This window comes from Mucilaginibacter roseus (genome assembly GCF_021215455.1).
Lineage (GTDB): Bacteria > Bacteroidota > Bacteroidia > Sphingobacteriales > Sphingobacteriaceae > Mucilaginibacter > Mucilaginibacter roseus.
In genome coordinates this window covers 44233-59900 of sequence record NZ_JAJPWV010000007.1, presented here as the reverse complement: position 1 = coordinate 59900, position 15668 = coordinate 44233, and the positions used below count along the sequence as shown (strand labels likewise).

At 45.6% G+C, this 15668-nt stretch carries 13 protein-coding genes; 7 read left to right on the top strand and 6 right to left on the bottom strand.

Annotation, left to right across the window (positions count from 1 at the left end; all coding sequences use genetic code 11):
• Positions 1-23: 23 nt before the first annotated feature.
• Positions 24-1892 (bottom strand): vWA domain-containing protein, encoded by a 1869-nt coding sequence (locus LT679_RS18185; RefSeq protein WP_232179107.1) that lies wholly within the window; start codon positions 1890-1892, stop codon positions 24-26.
• Positions 1893-1977: 85 nt separating this feature from the next.
• On the opposite strand from LT679_RS18185, the gene LT679_RS18180 reads away from it, so the two are divergent.
• Genes LT679_RS18180 through LT679_RS18170 form a run of 3 tightly spaced genes read left to right on the top strand, consistent with a single transcriptional unit; the run spans position 1978 to position 5592 of the window.
• Positions 1978-2550, top strand: a complete 573-nt coding sequence (locus LT679_RS18180) for an RNA polymerase sigma factor (RefSeq protein ID WP_232179106.1) — start codon at positions 1978-1980, stop codon at positions 2548-2550.
• Entirely contained in the window at positions 2543-3742 is a 1200-nt protein-coding gene (locus tag LT679_RS18715) for a TonB family protein (RefSeq protein ID WP_232179105.1), read from the top strand. The genes LT679_RS18180 and LT679_RS18715 overlap by 8 nt, the downstream gene beginning before the upstream one ends.
• A gap of 59 nt (positions 3743-3801) precedes the next feature.
• A complete protein-coding gene (locus tag LT679_RS18170; protein WP_232179104.1) occupies positions 3802-5592 on the top strand; it encodes a DUF885 domain-containing protein in 1791 nt (596 codons plus the stop codon).
• Between the two features lie 77 nt (positions 5593-5669).
• Here LT679_RS18170 and bshA read toward each other — a convergent pair whose 3' ends face one another.
• The 3 genes from bshA to LT679_RS18155 form a co-directional block, all read right to left on the bottom strand.
• The gene (gene bshA, locus LT679_RS18165) at positions 5670-6803 is read right to left on the bottom strand and encodes an N-acetyl-alpha-D-glucosaminyl L-malate synthase BshA (protein WP_232179103.1); all 1134 of its coding nucleotides are present in this window, start codon (positions 6801-6803) and stop codon (positions 5670-5672) included.
• Positions 6804-6919: 116 nt separating this feature from the next.
• On the bottom strand, positions 6920-8080 hold the full coding sequence (locus LT679_RS18160) for a prolipoprotein diacylglyceryl transferase (RefSeq protein WP_232179102.1): 1161 nt from the start codon (positions 8078-8080) through the stop codon (positions 6920-6922).
• Positions 8081-8091: 11 nt separating this feature from the next.
• Positions 8092-8304, bottom strand: a complete 213-nt coding sequence (locus LT679_RS18155) for a DUF2442 domain-containing protein (RefSeq protein ID WP_232179101.1) — start codon at positions 8302-8304, stop codon at positions 8092-8094.
• Positions 8305-8558: 254 nt separating this feature from the next.
• Here LT679_RS18155 and LT679_RS18150 point away from each other — a divergent pair, with 254 nt between their 5' ends.
• A complete protein-coding gene (locus LT679_RS18150) occupies positions 8559-10829 on the top strand; it encodes an aconitate hydratase (protein ID WP_232179100.1) in 2271 nt (756 codons plus the stop codon).
• Between the two features lie 93 nt (positions 10830-10922).
• Here the strand turns inward: LT679_RS18150 and LT679_RS18145 are convergent, their stop codons facing one another.
• Positions 10923-11804, bottom strand: a complete 882-nt coding sequence (locus LT679_RS18145; RefSeq protein ID WP_232179099.1) for an NmrA family NAD(P)-binding protein — start codon at positions 11802-11804, stop codon at positions 10923-10925.
• Positions 11805-11890: 86 nt separating this feature from the next.
• Here LT679_RS18145 and LT679_RS18140 point away from each other — a divergent pair, with 86 nt between their 5' ends.
• Together LT679_RS18140 and LT679_RS18135 are read left to right on the top strand one after the other, a co-directional pair.
• A complete protein-coding gene (locus LT679_RS18140) occupies positions 11891-12289 on the top strand; it encodes a winged helix-turn-helix transcriptional regulator (RefSeq protein WP_317206557.1) in 399 nt (132 codons plus the stop codon).
• A gap of 146 nt (positions 12290-12435) precedes the next feature.
• On the top strand, positions 12436-13251 hold the full coding sequence (locus LT679_RS18135) for an NAD(P)/FAD-dependent oxidoreductase (protein WP_232179098.1): 816 nt from the start codon (positions 12436-12438) through the stop codon (positions 13249-13251).
• A gap of 67 nt (positions 13252-13318) precedes the next feature.
• On the opposite strand, the gene LT679_RS18130 is transcribed toward LT679_RS18135, so the two are convergent.
• Positions 13319-14086, bottom strand: coding sequence for a lytic transglycosylase domain-containing protein (locus LT679_RS18130; protein WP_232179097.1), 768 nt, complete (start codon positions 14084-14086; stop codon positions 13319-13321).
• 233 nt (positions 14087-14319) lie between these two features.
• Here LT679_RS18130 and LT679_RS18125 point away from each other — a divergent pair, with 233 nt between their 5' ends.
• The gene (locus LT679_RS18125; protein WP_232179096.1) at positions 14320-15609 is read left to right on the top strand and encodes a pseudouridine synthase; all 1290 of its coding nucleotides are present in this window, start codon (positions 14320-14322) and stop codon (positions 15607-15609) included.
• Positions 15610-15668: the final 59 nt, after the last annotated feature.

The window sequence follows — 15668 nt, the reverse complement described above, 5'->3', positions numbered from 1 at the left end:
TATCTATCAGGTTTAGGTAAGGTTTATTTCGAGTCGGCCAACTGCTCTTCTTTAGCTAACAGGCGTGCGTTTTCAGCCAGTTTTATAAACTCAGCGCGATATCCCTCATCATCATTCCCTTTACCGGCACGTGCGGTTTTTATGGCATGAGCATAGCTGGCCTGTTGTTTGTATGGCGAATCGCGCAGCAGCATACCAAATTCGGCCACAGCGCTGGCAAACTTCATATCCACGCTGGTTTTGGCGAACTCCACAGGCACATCATTCACTACAGCCTGGCTCAAGGCACTTTTACCGGAGTTAGGTTGTTTGTACCTGAACTTGATGGTCAGCATTTCGCCGCTGCCGGTATTCACCAATCCTTTTGGCGCAGCCGGTTTCTGGTACTTCAACGGGTCAACCGAGCCGGAATAGTCATCCTTCACCCCTATCGGTACAATCTCATACAAAGCGGTAACGGTATGGCCGCTACCCATATCGCCGGCATCTTTTTTATCATTATTAAAATCCTCCTTGTTCAACATACGATTCTCGTAGCCGATCAATCGGTAAGCCTGTACTTTGGCGGGGTTAAATTCCAGTTGCAGCTTTACATCCTTGGCAACCGTAAAAAGCGTACCGCCAAATTCGCTTACCAGCGTTTTACGAGCCTCGGTAATGTTGTCGATGTAAGCATAGTTACCATTACCCTTATCAGCCAGCGTTTCCATTTTACTATCCTTATAATTACCCATACCATAACCTAAAACCGACAGGAACACCCCACCCTCACGCTGTTTGATGATCAGCTTTTCCATATCATCATCGCTGGATGCACCTACGTTAAAGTCGCCATCGGTTGCTAATATCACGCGGTTGTTACCCTCCTTCATCAAATTTTCGTGCGCTACCTTGTAGGCCAGTTTTATACCTTCGCCACCGGCTGTTGAACCGCCTGCCTCCAGGTTATCAATGGCGTTGTTAATGGTGGTCTTTTTATCGCCCGCGGTGGGTTGCAGCACAATGCCTGCCGCACCGGCATACACTACTATAGAAACCTTATCCTTAGCGCGCAACTGGTTCACCAGCATTTTCATGGATGATTTTACCAGCGGCAACTTGTTTTCATCACTCATAGAGCCCGATACATCGATCAGGAAAACCAAATTCGACGCAGGCAAATTTTCAGTTGGGATAGTACGTGCCTTTAAGCCGATACGCAGCAGGCGATGTTTAGTATTCCACGGTGCCGAGGTAAGTTCTGTATGTATGGCCACCGGATCGTTATTGGCGGGGCCGGGCAGGTTATAGTTAAAATAGTTGACCATTTCCTCAATCCGCACCGCATCGGCCGGGGGTATTTGTCCGCCATTGATGAAGCGGCGCACATTGCTGTAAGATGCCGCGTCAACATCAACCGAAAAAGTAGAAAGTGGATCGTTCGATGCTACATGGAAGCCATTTTCGGTGACGCCTTTGTAGCTTTCGGTATTGGCTGGCTGTGGTGCAATATATGCTGTTGAGTATGCTGCCGAGCCGCGTACTGTGGCAATTGAACCGGTTATTGTTGTCTTTCTTTGCACTCCGTAACCTACAACCACCACCTCATCTAAAGTTCTTGACGACGCTTCGAGTTTTACATCGATAACTGATTTTTTGCCTACTTTAACAATTTTCTGTTTATAACCTACAAATGAAAAAACAAGGCTTTTTACACTGTCAGGTATATTGATGGTGTACCGGCCTGTTGCATTGGTTTGCGTAGTTATACGTGTTCCTTGTGCCATTACACTCACACCAGGTAAGGCCGAAGTATTGTCTTTTACTGTTCCGCTTATTGTGCGGGTTTTGTTCGCCTGGCTGTAACCTGCAAGCCCGGCAAACATTAATGCGATAAATAAGATATGTTTCATGATCTGTTGGTTTTTATACCATCAGGATGCAGCGGCATACACATTTCCATAAGCCATTTAAAAAAATTATTTTGCGGCACCATAAATGAACCTCTTTAGCCGAACGATACATCCTGATGAAGCAGATGACGAGATTTTGCTTGAGCGCTATCGAAAAGATGGCGATCTGCAGGTGCTGGGGCGTTTGTATGAAAAATATGTTCAACTGGTGTATGGTGTATGCCTGAAGTATTTGACCGATGAGGATGATGCCAAGGACGCCGTGATGGGCATTTTTGAGGAACTGGTGAACAAAGCCAAAGCACATGAGGTTAAACAGTTTCGCGGATGGCTGTATGTGCTGGCCCGTAATTATTGCCTGATGCAGTTGCGCAGCGATAAAAAGATGCCTACAACATCTATTGATGACAAAGTTATGGAATTTACTGCCGATGTGCATCCTGATAGTAAATACAACGAGGAGTACATGGCCGTTTTAGAGAGATGTATGGAGAAGTTGCCGGGCGCACAGCGGCAAAGTGTCGACCTGTTTTACCTGCGGCAAAAATGCTACAAGGAAATAGCCGACGATACCGGCCTTACTCTGAACGAAGTAAAAAGCCACATACAAAACGGAAAACGTAACCTTAAAATTTGCATAGAAAAGAATCGTGAGTAAGCCTGCCGACATAGCGAAGCAAATTGAAAAGTACCTGAACGGGGAGCTTGATGCGCGCGCCATGCACCAACTGGAGCGCGACGCACAGAACGACCCATTTTTGATGGATGCTTTGGAGGGTTACGACAAAACGGGTACTAACCAGCAAGCCAACCTTGATGATATTGCCGGAAGGCTACAACAACGCACCGCCAAAGGCAAGGTACGAAGTATGCTGATATGGCGACTGAGCGCGGCGGCTTCGGTTATGGTTTTATTGGGCGCGATTGGTTTATGGCTATATAATGATAAGCCGGCGGTTGATAAAAAAGAGTTAGCTAAACAGGTTGAAATTATACAGTCGCCGGAAATGGTGGTTAACGAGTCTCCCAAAAAATCGGATAGTATATTGCAGAAATTATCTGATAAAACTAAAAATATTAAATCGCCTTATATTGCATCTGTTAAAAAAGCAAAACCTATGCGCCGTAGTGCGAGCCGCCCGGCTGCGGGACTTGCTGCTGAGCCTAATGTTGCGATAGCAGATACAGGTACCAGAAAAGGTGCTTCGCTTGAAGAAGTAGTTGTTGTAGGGTATGCGGCACAAAGAAAAACATCCGTAACAGGGGCAGTAGCTACAATAAAAAGTAGTGATGTTAAACAGAAAACCATTACCGGCAAAGTAACCGACGAACTCAAACAGCCACTACCTGGCGTGGCGGTAACCGTAAGAAATAAGGATATTGGCACTCAAACTGATGCCAACGGCAATTTTTCACTAACCGTTCCTGAAAAATCAACCCTGAACTTTGGCTACATCGGTTTCGAGAGTAAAAAAGTAAAAGTTAAAAATCAGGATTCATTGATGATAGCTATGGTGCCTAATCAAAGCTCATTAAATGAAGTTGTAGTTGTGTCAGGCTATGGCAGCAAAAGCAAGATCAAAGAAGCGCATCCAATTAACGGATGGGATGATTACAATGAATACCTGAAAGAAAACGCCATATCTCCGGACGGTAAAAAAGGTACAGTTAAGCTAACTTTTGTTGTTAATCCCGATGGTTCATTAACCGACTTTGAGATCACCAAAACCCTGAGCGATGAAACCGACCAGCAAGCTATCGCCCTGGTTAAGGATGGCCCTAAATGGATGGCTGATGTTAGCGGCCTGCCAAAAAAGGTTAAACTGAGCATTAAGTTCAGGGCCGAATAAGCATTGCTTTTGTAATTACTTTTTTGTTAGCTTTAGTGATTAGCTAACCTCTTTACACCATGAAAAAAATTTTAATGGCATTGTGCCTGGCAGGCGTTATCGCCGCGTGCAATCAACCGGGCACAAAAAGCTCCGGCTCGTCGTCAGCAGACAAGAACGAGAAGCTGAACCAACTTTTTGACAATTACTACGAAGCGTACCTGAAACTCGACCCGCTTACGGCGACCTATATCGGCGACCCGCGTTATAACGGAGAACTGCCCAACACCTTGTCGGCCGATTACCTGAAAAAATCAGAGAGCTTTTACAAAGCCTACCTCGACAGTCTAAAAACCTTTAACCGCGACGAATTAAGCGATAACGACAAGTTATCCTACGATATTTTTGTATACGAGGCGCAAATAGCGCTGGATGGTTTTAAACATCACTTGGAGTATTTACCCTTTAACCAGATGTACGCGCTGCCTCTAACCATCGGGCAATTTGGTTCAGGTGGCGCGGCTCAGCCATTTAAAACCGTTAAAGATTATAACGACTGGCTCAAAAGATTAACCGCTTTTTCCGCCTGGGCTGATACCGCTATTGCCAACTTTAATAAGGGCATTAAAACCGGGGTTGTGTTACCCAAATCCCTTGTGGTAAAAATGATACCGCAGATGGAAAGCTTTGTGGTTGCCTCTCCCGAAAAGAGCCTGTTTTATGAGCCTCTGAAAAATCTACCTAAAGATATAGGCAAAGCCGATGCAGATAAAATTACTGCCGACTACAAGAAAACCATTATGGAAGTAGCCGTGCCTGCTTATAAAAAGCTGGCAGTGTATTTAAAGAATGACTACCTGCCGCATACACGCAGCACCTCTGGTTTATCAGCCGTAACCGATGGCGCGGCCAAGTATGCCTACCTGGTAAAGCAGCAAACATCAACTGACAGAACGCCCGAACAGATCTATCAAACCGGGCTTAGCGAAGTAGCCCGCATAAAGGGCCAGATGGATAGCATTAAAACACTGGTTGGTTTTAAAGGCGATATGCAGGCGTTTTTTGAGTACATGAAAACCGACAAAAAATTCATGCCTTACAAAACGCCAAAAGAAGTACTCGACGCGTTCGAGAATATCCACCAGCGGATGAAACCTAATTTGAAAAAGATGTTCAGCCACGAGCCTAAAATACCGTTCGTGATCAAGCAAACCGAGGCTTTCAGGGCAGCATCAGCCAGCGCGGAGTACAATCCGGGGTCAGCAGATGGTAAACGCCCCGGCATATTTTATGTGCCTATACTGGATGCCAAAACATTCAACGTAACATCGGGCATGGAATCGCTGTTTCTGCACGAGGCCATACCGGGCCATCATTACCAGATATCGCTTACGTTCGAGAACAATGATCTGCCTAAATTTCGCCGTTTTCTGATATTTGAGAATGCTTATGTGGAGGGCTGGGCGTTGTATTGCGAATCGTTAGGAAAGGAATTAGGCCTATATACCGACCCTTACCAGCATATGGGTGCCCTTGGCGATGAAATGCACCGCGCCATCAGGCTGGTGGTTGATGTGGCCATCCACACCAAGGGCATGACGCGCGAACAAGCCATTAAATACATGATGGATAATGAAGCCATCAGCGAGCAGGGTGCCACCGCCGAAATTGAACGTTACATGGGTATACCGGCACAGGCATTAGGCTACAAAACCGGCGCCCTTAAAATTCGTGAGCTACGTACCCGATACGAAAAGCAACTGGGCAGCAAATTTAACCTGGCCGAATTTCACAATCAGGTATTGAAGGATGGCGCCATGCCACTAAGTGTATTCGAAACTAAAATGAATGCCTGGGCAGCTAAGCAGTAATAAAAAGCACCCTGCAAAAAGTACATCAATCATTTAAATTGGCGTGCGTTTTACAGGGCGCTTTTGTTTTATAAAATTTAAGCTTTACTACGCGCTACCACCTCGGTGTAATAATCCTCATACTGTGGCAGGATGTTTTTGAGATCAAATATTTTGGCGCGGGCAAGGGCATTCTCTTTAAAGTTTTGCAGGCGATGCTCATCCTCTAAAATATAAACCGAAGCTTCCGCCATACCTTCAACGTCGCCCACATCTTTTAAAAAGCCGGTTTCGCCGTCAACATTCAGTTCGGGCAAACCACCCGTATTACTGCTGATTACGGGAACTTTACAGGCCATGGCTTCCAGTGCTGCTAAACCAAAACTTTCAGATTGTGACGGCATCAGGAACAGGTCAGCTACAGACAAGATTTCCTCAATGGCATCCTGCTTACCTAAAAAACGGGTTTGATCAGCCACGCCTAAATCACGCGCCAACTGCTCGCAGCCTGAACGCTCGCCGCCGTCCCCTACCATCAGTAACTTGGCAGGTACTTTTTTAACCACTTCGGCAAAAATACGCACCACATCTTCCGTGCGCTTTACCTTACGGAAGTTAGAGGTGTGTACTAATATTTTTTCACCATTAGGCGCAATAGCCTTGCGGAAATGATCTTTAGGTTTAAAGCTGAAACGGTTAAGATCAATAAAGTTAGGGATCACCTTGATCTCATTCTCAATCTCAAAAAAGTCGTAAGTATCTTTCCGCAATGATTCGGAAACGGACGTCACCCCGTCCGATTTATTGATAGAAAACGTAACTACCGGTTTAAATGTTCTGTCCTTACCCACCAGGGTAATATCAGTGCCATGCAGGGTAGTGACCACCGGTATGCTGATGCCATAAGTGGCCAGTATTTGCTTGGCCATAAACGCTGCCGAAGCATGCGGAATGGCGTAGTGTACGTGCAATATATCCAGCTTTTCAAAACGCACTACATCTACCAACCTGCTGGCCAGGGCAAGCTCATAAGGCTGAAACTCAAATAATGGATAGTTTGATACCGATACCTCGTGATAGAACAAATTCTCAGAGAATAGGTCGAGGCGCACCGGCTGGTTATAGGTAATAAAATGCACCTGATGGCCACGGTCGGCAAGGGCTTTACCTAACTCTGTAGCAACAACCCCGCTACCGCCAAAGGTTGGATAACAAACGATTCCTATTTTCATTTCGGTTGCAATGTTAACAGCAATTTATGTCAAATGTGTTATCGCTTTGTAAAATCGTTGGTACAGGGCGAAAGCGCTTAAAATAGCCGGTTTTGCGTGTTTAAACAAGAAACAAATTAATCGCTCTCAGGTGCTTTGTCCCCACTTGATTGCGGCGAACCTGATGTACGGAAACGTGGCTTAAATCCAAGCTTGGATTCGGCCGGTGCCTCCTGCTGCTTTTTATCTTCGACGGGTTTTTCGTTCGTGATAGATTCCGCATTAGGCTGTTCGGTATCATCAACCGGCTTAGATACATTGGCTGCCCGGAATTTAGGCTTAAAGCCGAGTTTGGGCGCGTCTGTTTTTTCTTGTGCCGGTGTGTCCTCTATGGTAGGTGGCTGTTCAGTTTCAGGCTGATCAGCATCATCGACAGGCTTTGGCACATTAGCTGCCTTGAATTTTGGCGTAAAGCCAAGTTTAGTTGCTTGCGGTTTTTCTGCTGCCGGTTCATCGTCTGTTGTTGGTTCAACCTTAGGTTGAGCAGCATCTTCCACAGGCTTCGGTACATTAGCTGCACGAAACTTTGGTGTGAAGCCAAGTTTGGGTTTAGCAGATGCTTCTTCTATTGGCTTATCTTCAGCAGCAGATGTTTCTTCTTCTTTTGGCTGAGCAGTGTCTTCAACAGAGTTTGGCGGATTGGCTGCTCTAAACTTCGGTGTAAAACCCATTTTGGGTTTAGCGGCAGGTGTTTCTCCCGCCGGCTTTTCTTCGCTCTCTTTCTCTGCTTTAGGCTGATCCGTTTCCTCAACCGGTTTTGGCGGGTTGGCCGTTCTAAACTTCGGCGTAAAACCCATTTTGGGTTTAGCGGCAGGTGTTTCTTCTGCTGGCTTTTCCTCGCTTGCCGGCGCCACTGTAGTCTGCGATGTATCATCAACCGGCTTAGGCGCGTTGGCGGCACGGAATTTTGGTGTAAAGCCAACTTTGGGTTTGGGTGCCGGTGCATCAGCAATGCCGTCCGCTTCTTTTGGTGCCTGCCTGGCGGGTTCGGTCAAAGTTTCAACAATGGTTTGCTCAGCGAGTTGATTCTCCTCACGAAGCTTTTCAGCCTTAACCTCGGGTGCTAAATGATATTGCCTGCGCAGTTTATTGAACCAGAATTTTTTGGTATGGTCAAAGCTTTTTTCGCCCATAGCCTCGTAGTGATCCTTAAACTCACCGTATAACGCGGGCTCGCCCTGCTGCAACGCGGCAAGGTCTATCTTCTTTTTCTTAAAAAAATCCTCAAAGGTTAGCATCCGCCTGCAAATTAAAGCAAAATATCAACATCCAGCTTATTCCAGCGTATACCGTTGCCGGTAAGCTCCCAATCTGCCTGTTCTTCCTCGGTAGCATTAAGCAGTTTCGGATAAAAATCCAGCGGAAACACCTGGCCTTTACCATCACTTTCAACCTGCAGCAAGCCGTTGTTAAAGCTTACCTTAATATCCTTTTTCTGCTTTCGCGATGTGAACAGTGCCATAATTTTCCCTTACATTAAACATCAAAATTAACTAATTTAACAATAGCAAGCCGTATAAGTTTATCCGGACAACCGGAGCTAAACACATTGGCATTCAGCCTGAGTGTCAAAACAAACTATCATTTATTTAGAATTTATCCAAATAACATTTGTACAAACCGCTGACAGCTTTTAGTGTTTATATTTTGTAAATTCGCCGCTAAAAGCAGCAAGGGTATTTCTTGCTATTTTACTCACCTTAAGATCAAATAATAATGGCTTTTGATATTGATATGATCAAAAAGGTTTACGAGCGTTACGGAAGCCGCGTTGAGGCTGCCCGTAAAGCTACAGGTAAACCACTTACATTAACCGAAAAAATTCTATACGCGCACCTTTCAGGCGGAGAAGCAACTACAGCGTACACCCGTGGTACCGATTATGTTGACTTTGCACCTGACCGTGTGGCCATGCAGGATGCTACCGCGCAGATGGCGCTTTTACAGTTTATGCAGGCCGGTCGCCCAAAAGTGGCCGTACCTTCAACCGTACATTGCGATCACTTAATTCAAGCCAAAATTGGTGCGGTTGATGACCTTAACACCGCCAACAATGTAAATAAAGAGGTTTACGATTTCCTTGCTTCAGTATCTGATAAATATGGCATCGGTTTCTGGAAAGCCGGTGCAGGTATCATTCACCAGGTAGTGTTAGAAAACTACGCTTTCCCGGGTGGTATGATGATCGGTACCGACTCACATACGCCAAACGCGGGCGGCTTAGGCATGATCGCTATTGGTGTTGGCGGTGCTGATGCCTGCGACGTTATGGCGGGCTTACCATGGGAGCTAAAATTCCCTAAACTGATCGGTGTTAAATTAACCGGCAAGTTATCAGGCTGGGCTTCGGCTAAAGACGTAATTTTGAAAGTTGCCGGTATACTTACCGTAAAAGGTGGCACAGGCGCTATTGTTGAATACTTTGGCGAAGGTGCACGTTCACTTTCAGCAACCGGTAAAGGTACTATCTGTAACATGGGTGCCGAAATTGGCGCTACTACTTCTATCTTCGGTTATGATGAAAAAGCTGCCGCTTACCTGAAAGGTACCAAGCGTGAAGATATCGCATCACTTGCTGACGCAATTGCCGAGCATTTAACCGGCGACGAGGAAGTTTACGCTAACCCAGAGCAATACTTTGACCAGGTGATCGAGATCAACCTGAGCGAGCTTGAGCCACACGTGAACGGCCCTTTCACTCCTGATCTGGCATGGCCTATCTCAAAATTCGCTACCGCGGTTAAAGAGAACAACTGGCCAACTGCCCTTGAGGTAGGTTTGATCGGCTCTTGTACCAACTCATCTTACGAGGATATTACCCGTTCAGCTTCTATTGCCCAGCAGGCTATCGATAAAAAACTGAAAACCAAGGCTGAATTTACCATTACGCCAGGTTCAGAACAAGTACGTTACACGGTTGACCGTGATGGCTACCTGGATACCTTTGCTCAAATGGGCGGTGTGGTGTTGGCCAACGCCTGCGGTCCGTGTATCGGTCAGTGGGCCCGTCATACAGACGATCCTACCCGCCGTAACTCCATCATCACTTCCTTCAATCGTAACTTCGCTAAACGCCAGGATGGTAACCCGAACACCCACGCGTTCGTAGCATCGCCTGAAATTGTTACCGCGTTTGCTATTGCCGGCGACCTGACCTTTAACCCGCTTACCGACTCATTGGTTAACGAGAACGGCGAGGCTGTTAAATTTGACGAACCACAAGGCATTGAGCTACCGGTACAGGGTTTTGCTGTTGAGGATGCCGGTTACCAGGCACCTGCCGAGGATGGCAGCGGTGTTGAGGTAATTGTGAGCCCAACTTCGGCACGTTTACAACTGCTTGATCCGTTTGCACCGTGGGAAGGTTCAGACCTGAAAGGTTTGAAACTGCTTATCAAAGCAAAAGGCAAATGTACTACTGACCATATTTCAATGGCTGGCCCATGGTTAAAATTCCGTGGCCACCTGGATAACATATCAAACAACATGCTGATTGGTGCTATCAACTATTTTAACAATAGTGCCGATAGTGTTAAGAACTCCTTAACCGGTGAATATGGCCCGGTACCTGCTACTCAGCGCGATTACAAAGCGCACGGCATTGGTACTGTAGTAGTAGGCGACGAAAACTATGGCGAAGGTTCATCACGTGAGCACGCGGCCATGGAGCCTCGTCACCTGGGTGTTCGTGCCATACTGGTAAAATCATTTGCCCGTATACACGAAACCAACCTTAAGAAACAAGGCATGCTGGCCATCACCTTTGCTGATCCTGCTGATTACGAAAAAATCCAGGAAGACGACAAAATTGATATCAACGGCCTTACCGAGTTTGCCCCGGGCAAGCAGCTTACTGTGGTATTGCACCACGCTGATGGCACGCAGGATAGCTTTGCTGTTAACCACACCTATAACGCTCAGCAAATTGAGTGGTTTAAGGCTGGTGGCGCATTAAATATCATCCGCAAACAACAAGCGAAAGCTTAATCTTAGCTTAAAGCTGAAAGTCTAAAGCATAAAGCTTTTACAAAAAAAAGCCGCTCAAATTGAGCGGCTTTTTTTGTGATATCTATTTAGTGATTATGCATTAAATCTCGCGGCGAACTCCTTCGCGAAATCTTCCAGTTTCCTGCCGTAAAATTCCGGCTTTTGCTGATCGAAGTCAGGCCACATAATACCCGTTTTTATAGCGGTACCCATCTCTACGTAATTTTTTGCTACTTCGGGCGACAAGCCAGCTTGTATCATGCCTTCGTAAGCCTGTTCATCAGTAAATTCTACCCAGGGCAATTTAGGTTTACCGATAGCCGTGCCCAATACTTTAGCAATATCAGCGGCGCTACGGTCATCGCTGGCTACGTAGCTAACAGACTTACCTTCAAATGGCTGCTGAAGAAATTCGGCCGCGGCATCAGCAATATCAGCAGGGTGAACCATTACCATGCGTGTATGTGCCGGAAAGTTTGAGCCAATTATACCTGCTTGTTTAACAAGAGGTATATCATTATAAAAGTTGGTGAAAAAATAATTTGCACGCAAAAATTTAATCGCAACGCTATCAAGCTTGTTTAATAACTGCTCAACATCATGCAAGCCAGCAATTGGGCCTGTGCCGCTGTCTAAATGCGCACCTATGCTACTTAAAAAAACAACCTTTTTTACACCCGATGTTTTGATGGCTTCAGCATAAGCCTCACCTACTTGGATCATACCTGCCCGCATATTGTTATTGCCATAATTTGGCGGTACCATACCGTATATGGAGTCGGCACCTGCAAAAGTTTGGGCAAGAAACGCTGCATCATTCAACGAGCCGATGGCGGCTTTCGCACCCAGTTGTTCTATTTCAGCAACTTTATCGTTGTTACTGCTAATAACGGTTACCTGGTGCCCGGCTGCAATGAGTTGTTGGGCCAATGGTTTACTTATGTTTCCTAATGATCCTGTTACAATAATTTTCATGACGTTATTATTTTTTGTTTTTGATAAATCAAAGGTATATTAGCACTTACTTTTTTACAAGTACTTACCCTAAAGTATGTATCGATATGACAGCAATAAAAAACGAATCAACCATACAGGAGAATAAAGGCTTCGCATTAGAGAAATGCCCTGTAACCTACATAATGGAAAAGATAGGCGGTCATTGGAAACCAATCATTCTTTACCACCTTCTGTCGGGCACCAAACGTTACAACGAGTTACGCCGCGCCATACCTGCGATTACCGAAAAAATGTTAATTCAACACCTTAAACAATTGGAAAGCGACAAGCTTGTAGTGCGTATAGCCAAGCCAGTAGTACCCCCTTACGTTACTTACACACTTACTCCCGCGGGTGAGAAGCTCCGAAAAGTATTAATAGCGATGGCCGAATGGGCAATTGAAGACAGTAAAGATAATTCACTTACCATTTATGAAAATATAAATGCATCTTTGTTGCAATAAAGCAACTGTCGACTTTTGATCAAATTGACGATTGGAAAAATTTATTCAACATGGAAGCAAAAATAACATACGATGTCATCGTTATTGGTGGCAGCAATGCCGGCTTATCTGCCGGTCTGGCTTAGGGGCGATCGTTATATAAAACCTTGATAATCGATAGCGGCAAGCCCTGCAACCGCCAAACGCCGCGTTCGCACAACCTGGTTATGCACGATGGCTGGAAACCAGCTGATATGCTGGCTGCGGCCAAAAAAGATGTGCTCGCCTATCCGAATGTGCAGCTGCTTAATGCTACTGTAACCGCTGTTACCGGTACATCAAATAATTTTGAGGTAAGCGTTGATGATTCGGATACAACCTACTTTGCCAAAAAAATTATTGTAGCTGCCGGAATCAAAGATATCTTTCCGGATATAAAGGGTTTCGCCGAGTGCTGGGGTATATCTATCATCCACTGCCCGTATTGCCACGGCTATGAATACCGCGATGAGCCAACAGGCATATTCGCCAATGGCGATAAGGGGCATGATCTGGCTAAGCTAATCTCCAACTGGACTAAATATCTCACCGTATTTACCAACGGCCAACCCACCTTTACGCAAGAGCAGGAAGACGCTATCTTACGCAATGGCATCAAGATAATTGAGACGCCTGTAAGCGGGGTTGAGCATGACAATGGCTATGTTAAAAAAGTAAATTTACAAAATGGCGAAAGCGTATCGCTCAGCGCAATGTATGCCCGCCTGCCGTTTGTACAACATACCGATGTACCTGCAAAACTGGGTTGCGAGTTTACAGAACAGGGCCATATTAAAACAGATATGATGCAGAAAACCAGCATCCCGGGTGTGTTTTCCTGCGGCGATGCGGCCTCACCAATGCGCGCGGTATCTGCCGCCATTGCCAGCGGCACTATGGCTGGCGTTGCAGCCGGTAAAGAAATACTGGAAGAACGTTTTTAATGCCAATAAAAAAGCCCGCCCTAAACTTAAGGCGGGCTAAAATTGTGCTCCGTAAAAATGGTAATAATTAATTGAACGCCATCAGATTAGTGTGGTTGTAAATCTGGGCATAAAATTCTTTATAGCCATACTTTCCAGGGTTTTCAATAACCTCTTTTATGGCTACCAGCTTGTAAACATACATGCCGGTTTCGCGGTTCAGGTGCATGCGAAAATAATTATCCTCATTTTGCCTGTGCATAGCCTTTTCTAACTTGATTGACCCATTGTTGTATGCGGCTGCAGCTAACGTCCAGCTGCCAAACTCGGCATACAAATCATTAAGGTACTTACAAGCGGCGATAGTTGATTTGCGCAAGTTAAGGCGCTCATCCTTCTTCTTGTTAACTTTTAAGCCGTAACTACGGGCCGTACCCGGCATAAATTGCCATGAGCCACGCGCTCCTTTACGCGAAGTACCTTCACGAAGGCCCGACTCAACAAGCGGCAGGTACTTAAAATCTTCGGGAATACCATATTCTTCAAGTATAGGTACAATCACCGGAAATAATTTTTCTGCTTTAATATGCAGAATGTTCGACTGAACTTTTGTGTACGAATGCATCCACAGCGAGTAATTAATTTTGCGGTTTACGCGTTTGCTGTTAACAGGCAAAACTTCTTCAGCAAAACTAAACCCGGCAGCCTCCTCTTCAGGCGGTTCAATAAGCGCGAACCGGGTTGCATTATGCGCTACACTTGGCCGTTTAACTACTGTTGCATTAGAAAGATCAAAAGCCGAAATGATTATTACCACCAGCATTACGGAGCACGTAATTAAGTGTTTTTTTGTCATTCGTTTTTTTATCATTTAATATACAATATGTAAAACTCGGGGCAAAAGTACGTTATATAATTCACATTTTCAAATACTTACATTTTACTTAGTGTTTTGAGCATTTTTCAATCGGTTCAAAAACCGCCTTAAAACACTGTTAAACACCGTTTTTGCGCCCAAACAAAAACTTGTAAAATCCGCACAAAAAACCTAACTTTGTCCCTCCGCTGCGAAGCGTAAAACAAAAAATTATGGTATTCAAAAGACCAGGGAACAGTCGCGACGACAAGTCCAACAGATCACCAAAAAAGTTCTCAAAGGGTGATGACTCCAAAAGACCATCACAAGGCACACGCGGTAAATTCTCCGCTAAAAGTGGCCAGGGTGATAACTACAATCCCTCAAAAAAGTTTGACAAAGATAAAACAGGCGAGCGCAAGCCTTTTTCATCACGTGGTGATAAGCCGTTTGCCTCTCGTGGAGACAGGCCGTTTTCCGGACGTGCTGACAAAGCTGACGACAGGCCGAAACGCAATACCGAGGGCAGTGACTATGGCGATAAAAAGCCATTTTCATCATCACGCTCAAAACCATACAGTGGTCGCCCAACTGACGGCGAAAGGCCTCAGAGAAGCTTTAGCGGCGACAGAAATACCCGTGGCCGTAGCGAAGGTGGCTACAAAAAGCGCCAAACCTCAGATTTTAAGGACAAACCTTACCGCGAAAGGGACGACCGCCGCACCAGGAATTTTGACGATCCGGATAACGCGCCGAACAGAACTATGCGCGGCCGTAAAAATACGACAGAGCCAAAGAAAGAAAATGATGGCCTGATCAGGCTGAACCGCTATATCGCTAACGCCGGTATATGCTCTCGACGTAAGGCCGATGAACTGATTGAGGCTGGCGTGGTTTCGGTAAATGGCGAGGTGATATCTGAATTGGGATTCAAAGTTGATCCGACTAAAGATGTTGTTCGTTATAATAACGAAACATTAAAGCGTGAAAAAATGGTTTACGTTCTGCTGAACAAACCTAAAGATTATATTACTACCACTGACGATCCGCAGGAGCGCCGCACGGTAATGCACCTGGTTGAAAAAGCCAGTAAAGAGCGTATTTACCCGGTTGGCCGCCTGGACCGTAACACAACCGGTTTGTTGCTGATGACTAACGACGGCGACCTGGCCGATAAGCTTTCGCATCCGCGTAGTAACGTGGTTAAATTATACCAAGTTGAACTTAACAAAAGCCTTACACAGGGCGACCTAAACAAAATAGAATTTGGCGTTGAGCTGGAGGATGGCTTTATTAAGCCCGATTCGGTATCATACGTACAAGGTGGCACCAAACGTGAGATCGGCATCCAGATACATAGTGGCAAGAACCGCATTGTACGCCGTATATTCGAGTCGTTAGGTTACGAGGTGGTAAAACTGGACAGGGTGGTTTACGCCGGCCTTACTAAAAAGGATTTGCCCCGCGGCCGCTGGCGTTATCTTGAAGAAAAAGAACTGATACAGCTAAAACATTTATTATAAAACGAGCCCCTTTTTAGGGGCTTTTTTGTTTTTTACATACCTTGCATTTGTAAACACCA

Coding starts and splice junctions, on each gene's coding strand:
- LT679_RS18185 (WP_232179107.1), bottom strand. CDS start 1,892: ATGAAACATATCTTATTTATCGCATTAATGTTTGCCGGGCTTGCAGGT.
- LT679_RS18180 (WP_232179106.1), top strand. CDS start 1,978: ATGAACCTCTTTAGCCGAACGATACATCCTGATGAAGCAGATGACGAG.
- LT679_RS18170 (WP_232179104.1), top strand. CDS start 3,802: ATGAAAAAAATTTTAATGGCATTGTGCCTGGCAGGCGTTATCGCCGCG.
- bshA (WP_232179103.1), bottom strand. CDS start 6,803: ATGAAAATAGGAATCGTTTGTTATCCAACCTTTGGCGGTAGCGGGGTT.
- LT679_RS18160 (WP_232179102.1), bottom strand. CDS start 8,080: ATGCTAACCTTTGAGGATTTTTTTAAGAAAAAGAAGATAGACCTTGCC.
- LT679_RS18155 (WP_232179101.1), bottom strand. CDS start 8,304: ATGGCACTGTTCACATCGCGAAAGCAGAAAAAGGATATTAAGGTAAGC.
- LT679_RS18150 (WP_232179100.1), top strand. CDS start 8,559: ATGGCTTTTGATATTGATATGATCAAAAAGGTTTACGAGCGTTACGGA.
- LT679_RS18145 (WP_232179099.1), bottom strand. CDS start 11,804: ATGAAAATTATTGTAACAGGATCATTAGGAAACATAAGTAAACCATTG.
- LT679_RS18140 (WP_317206557.1), top strand. CDS start 11,891: ATGACAGCAATAAAAAACGAATCAACCATACAGGAGAATAAAGGCTTC.
- LT679_RS18130 (WP_232179097.1), bottom strand. CDS start 14,086: ATGACAAAAAAACACTTAATTACGTGCTCCGTAATGCTGGTGGTAATA.
- LT679_RS18125 (WP_232179096.1), top strand. CDS start 14,320: ATGGTATTCAAAAGACCAGGGAACAGTCGCGACGACAAGTCCAACAGA.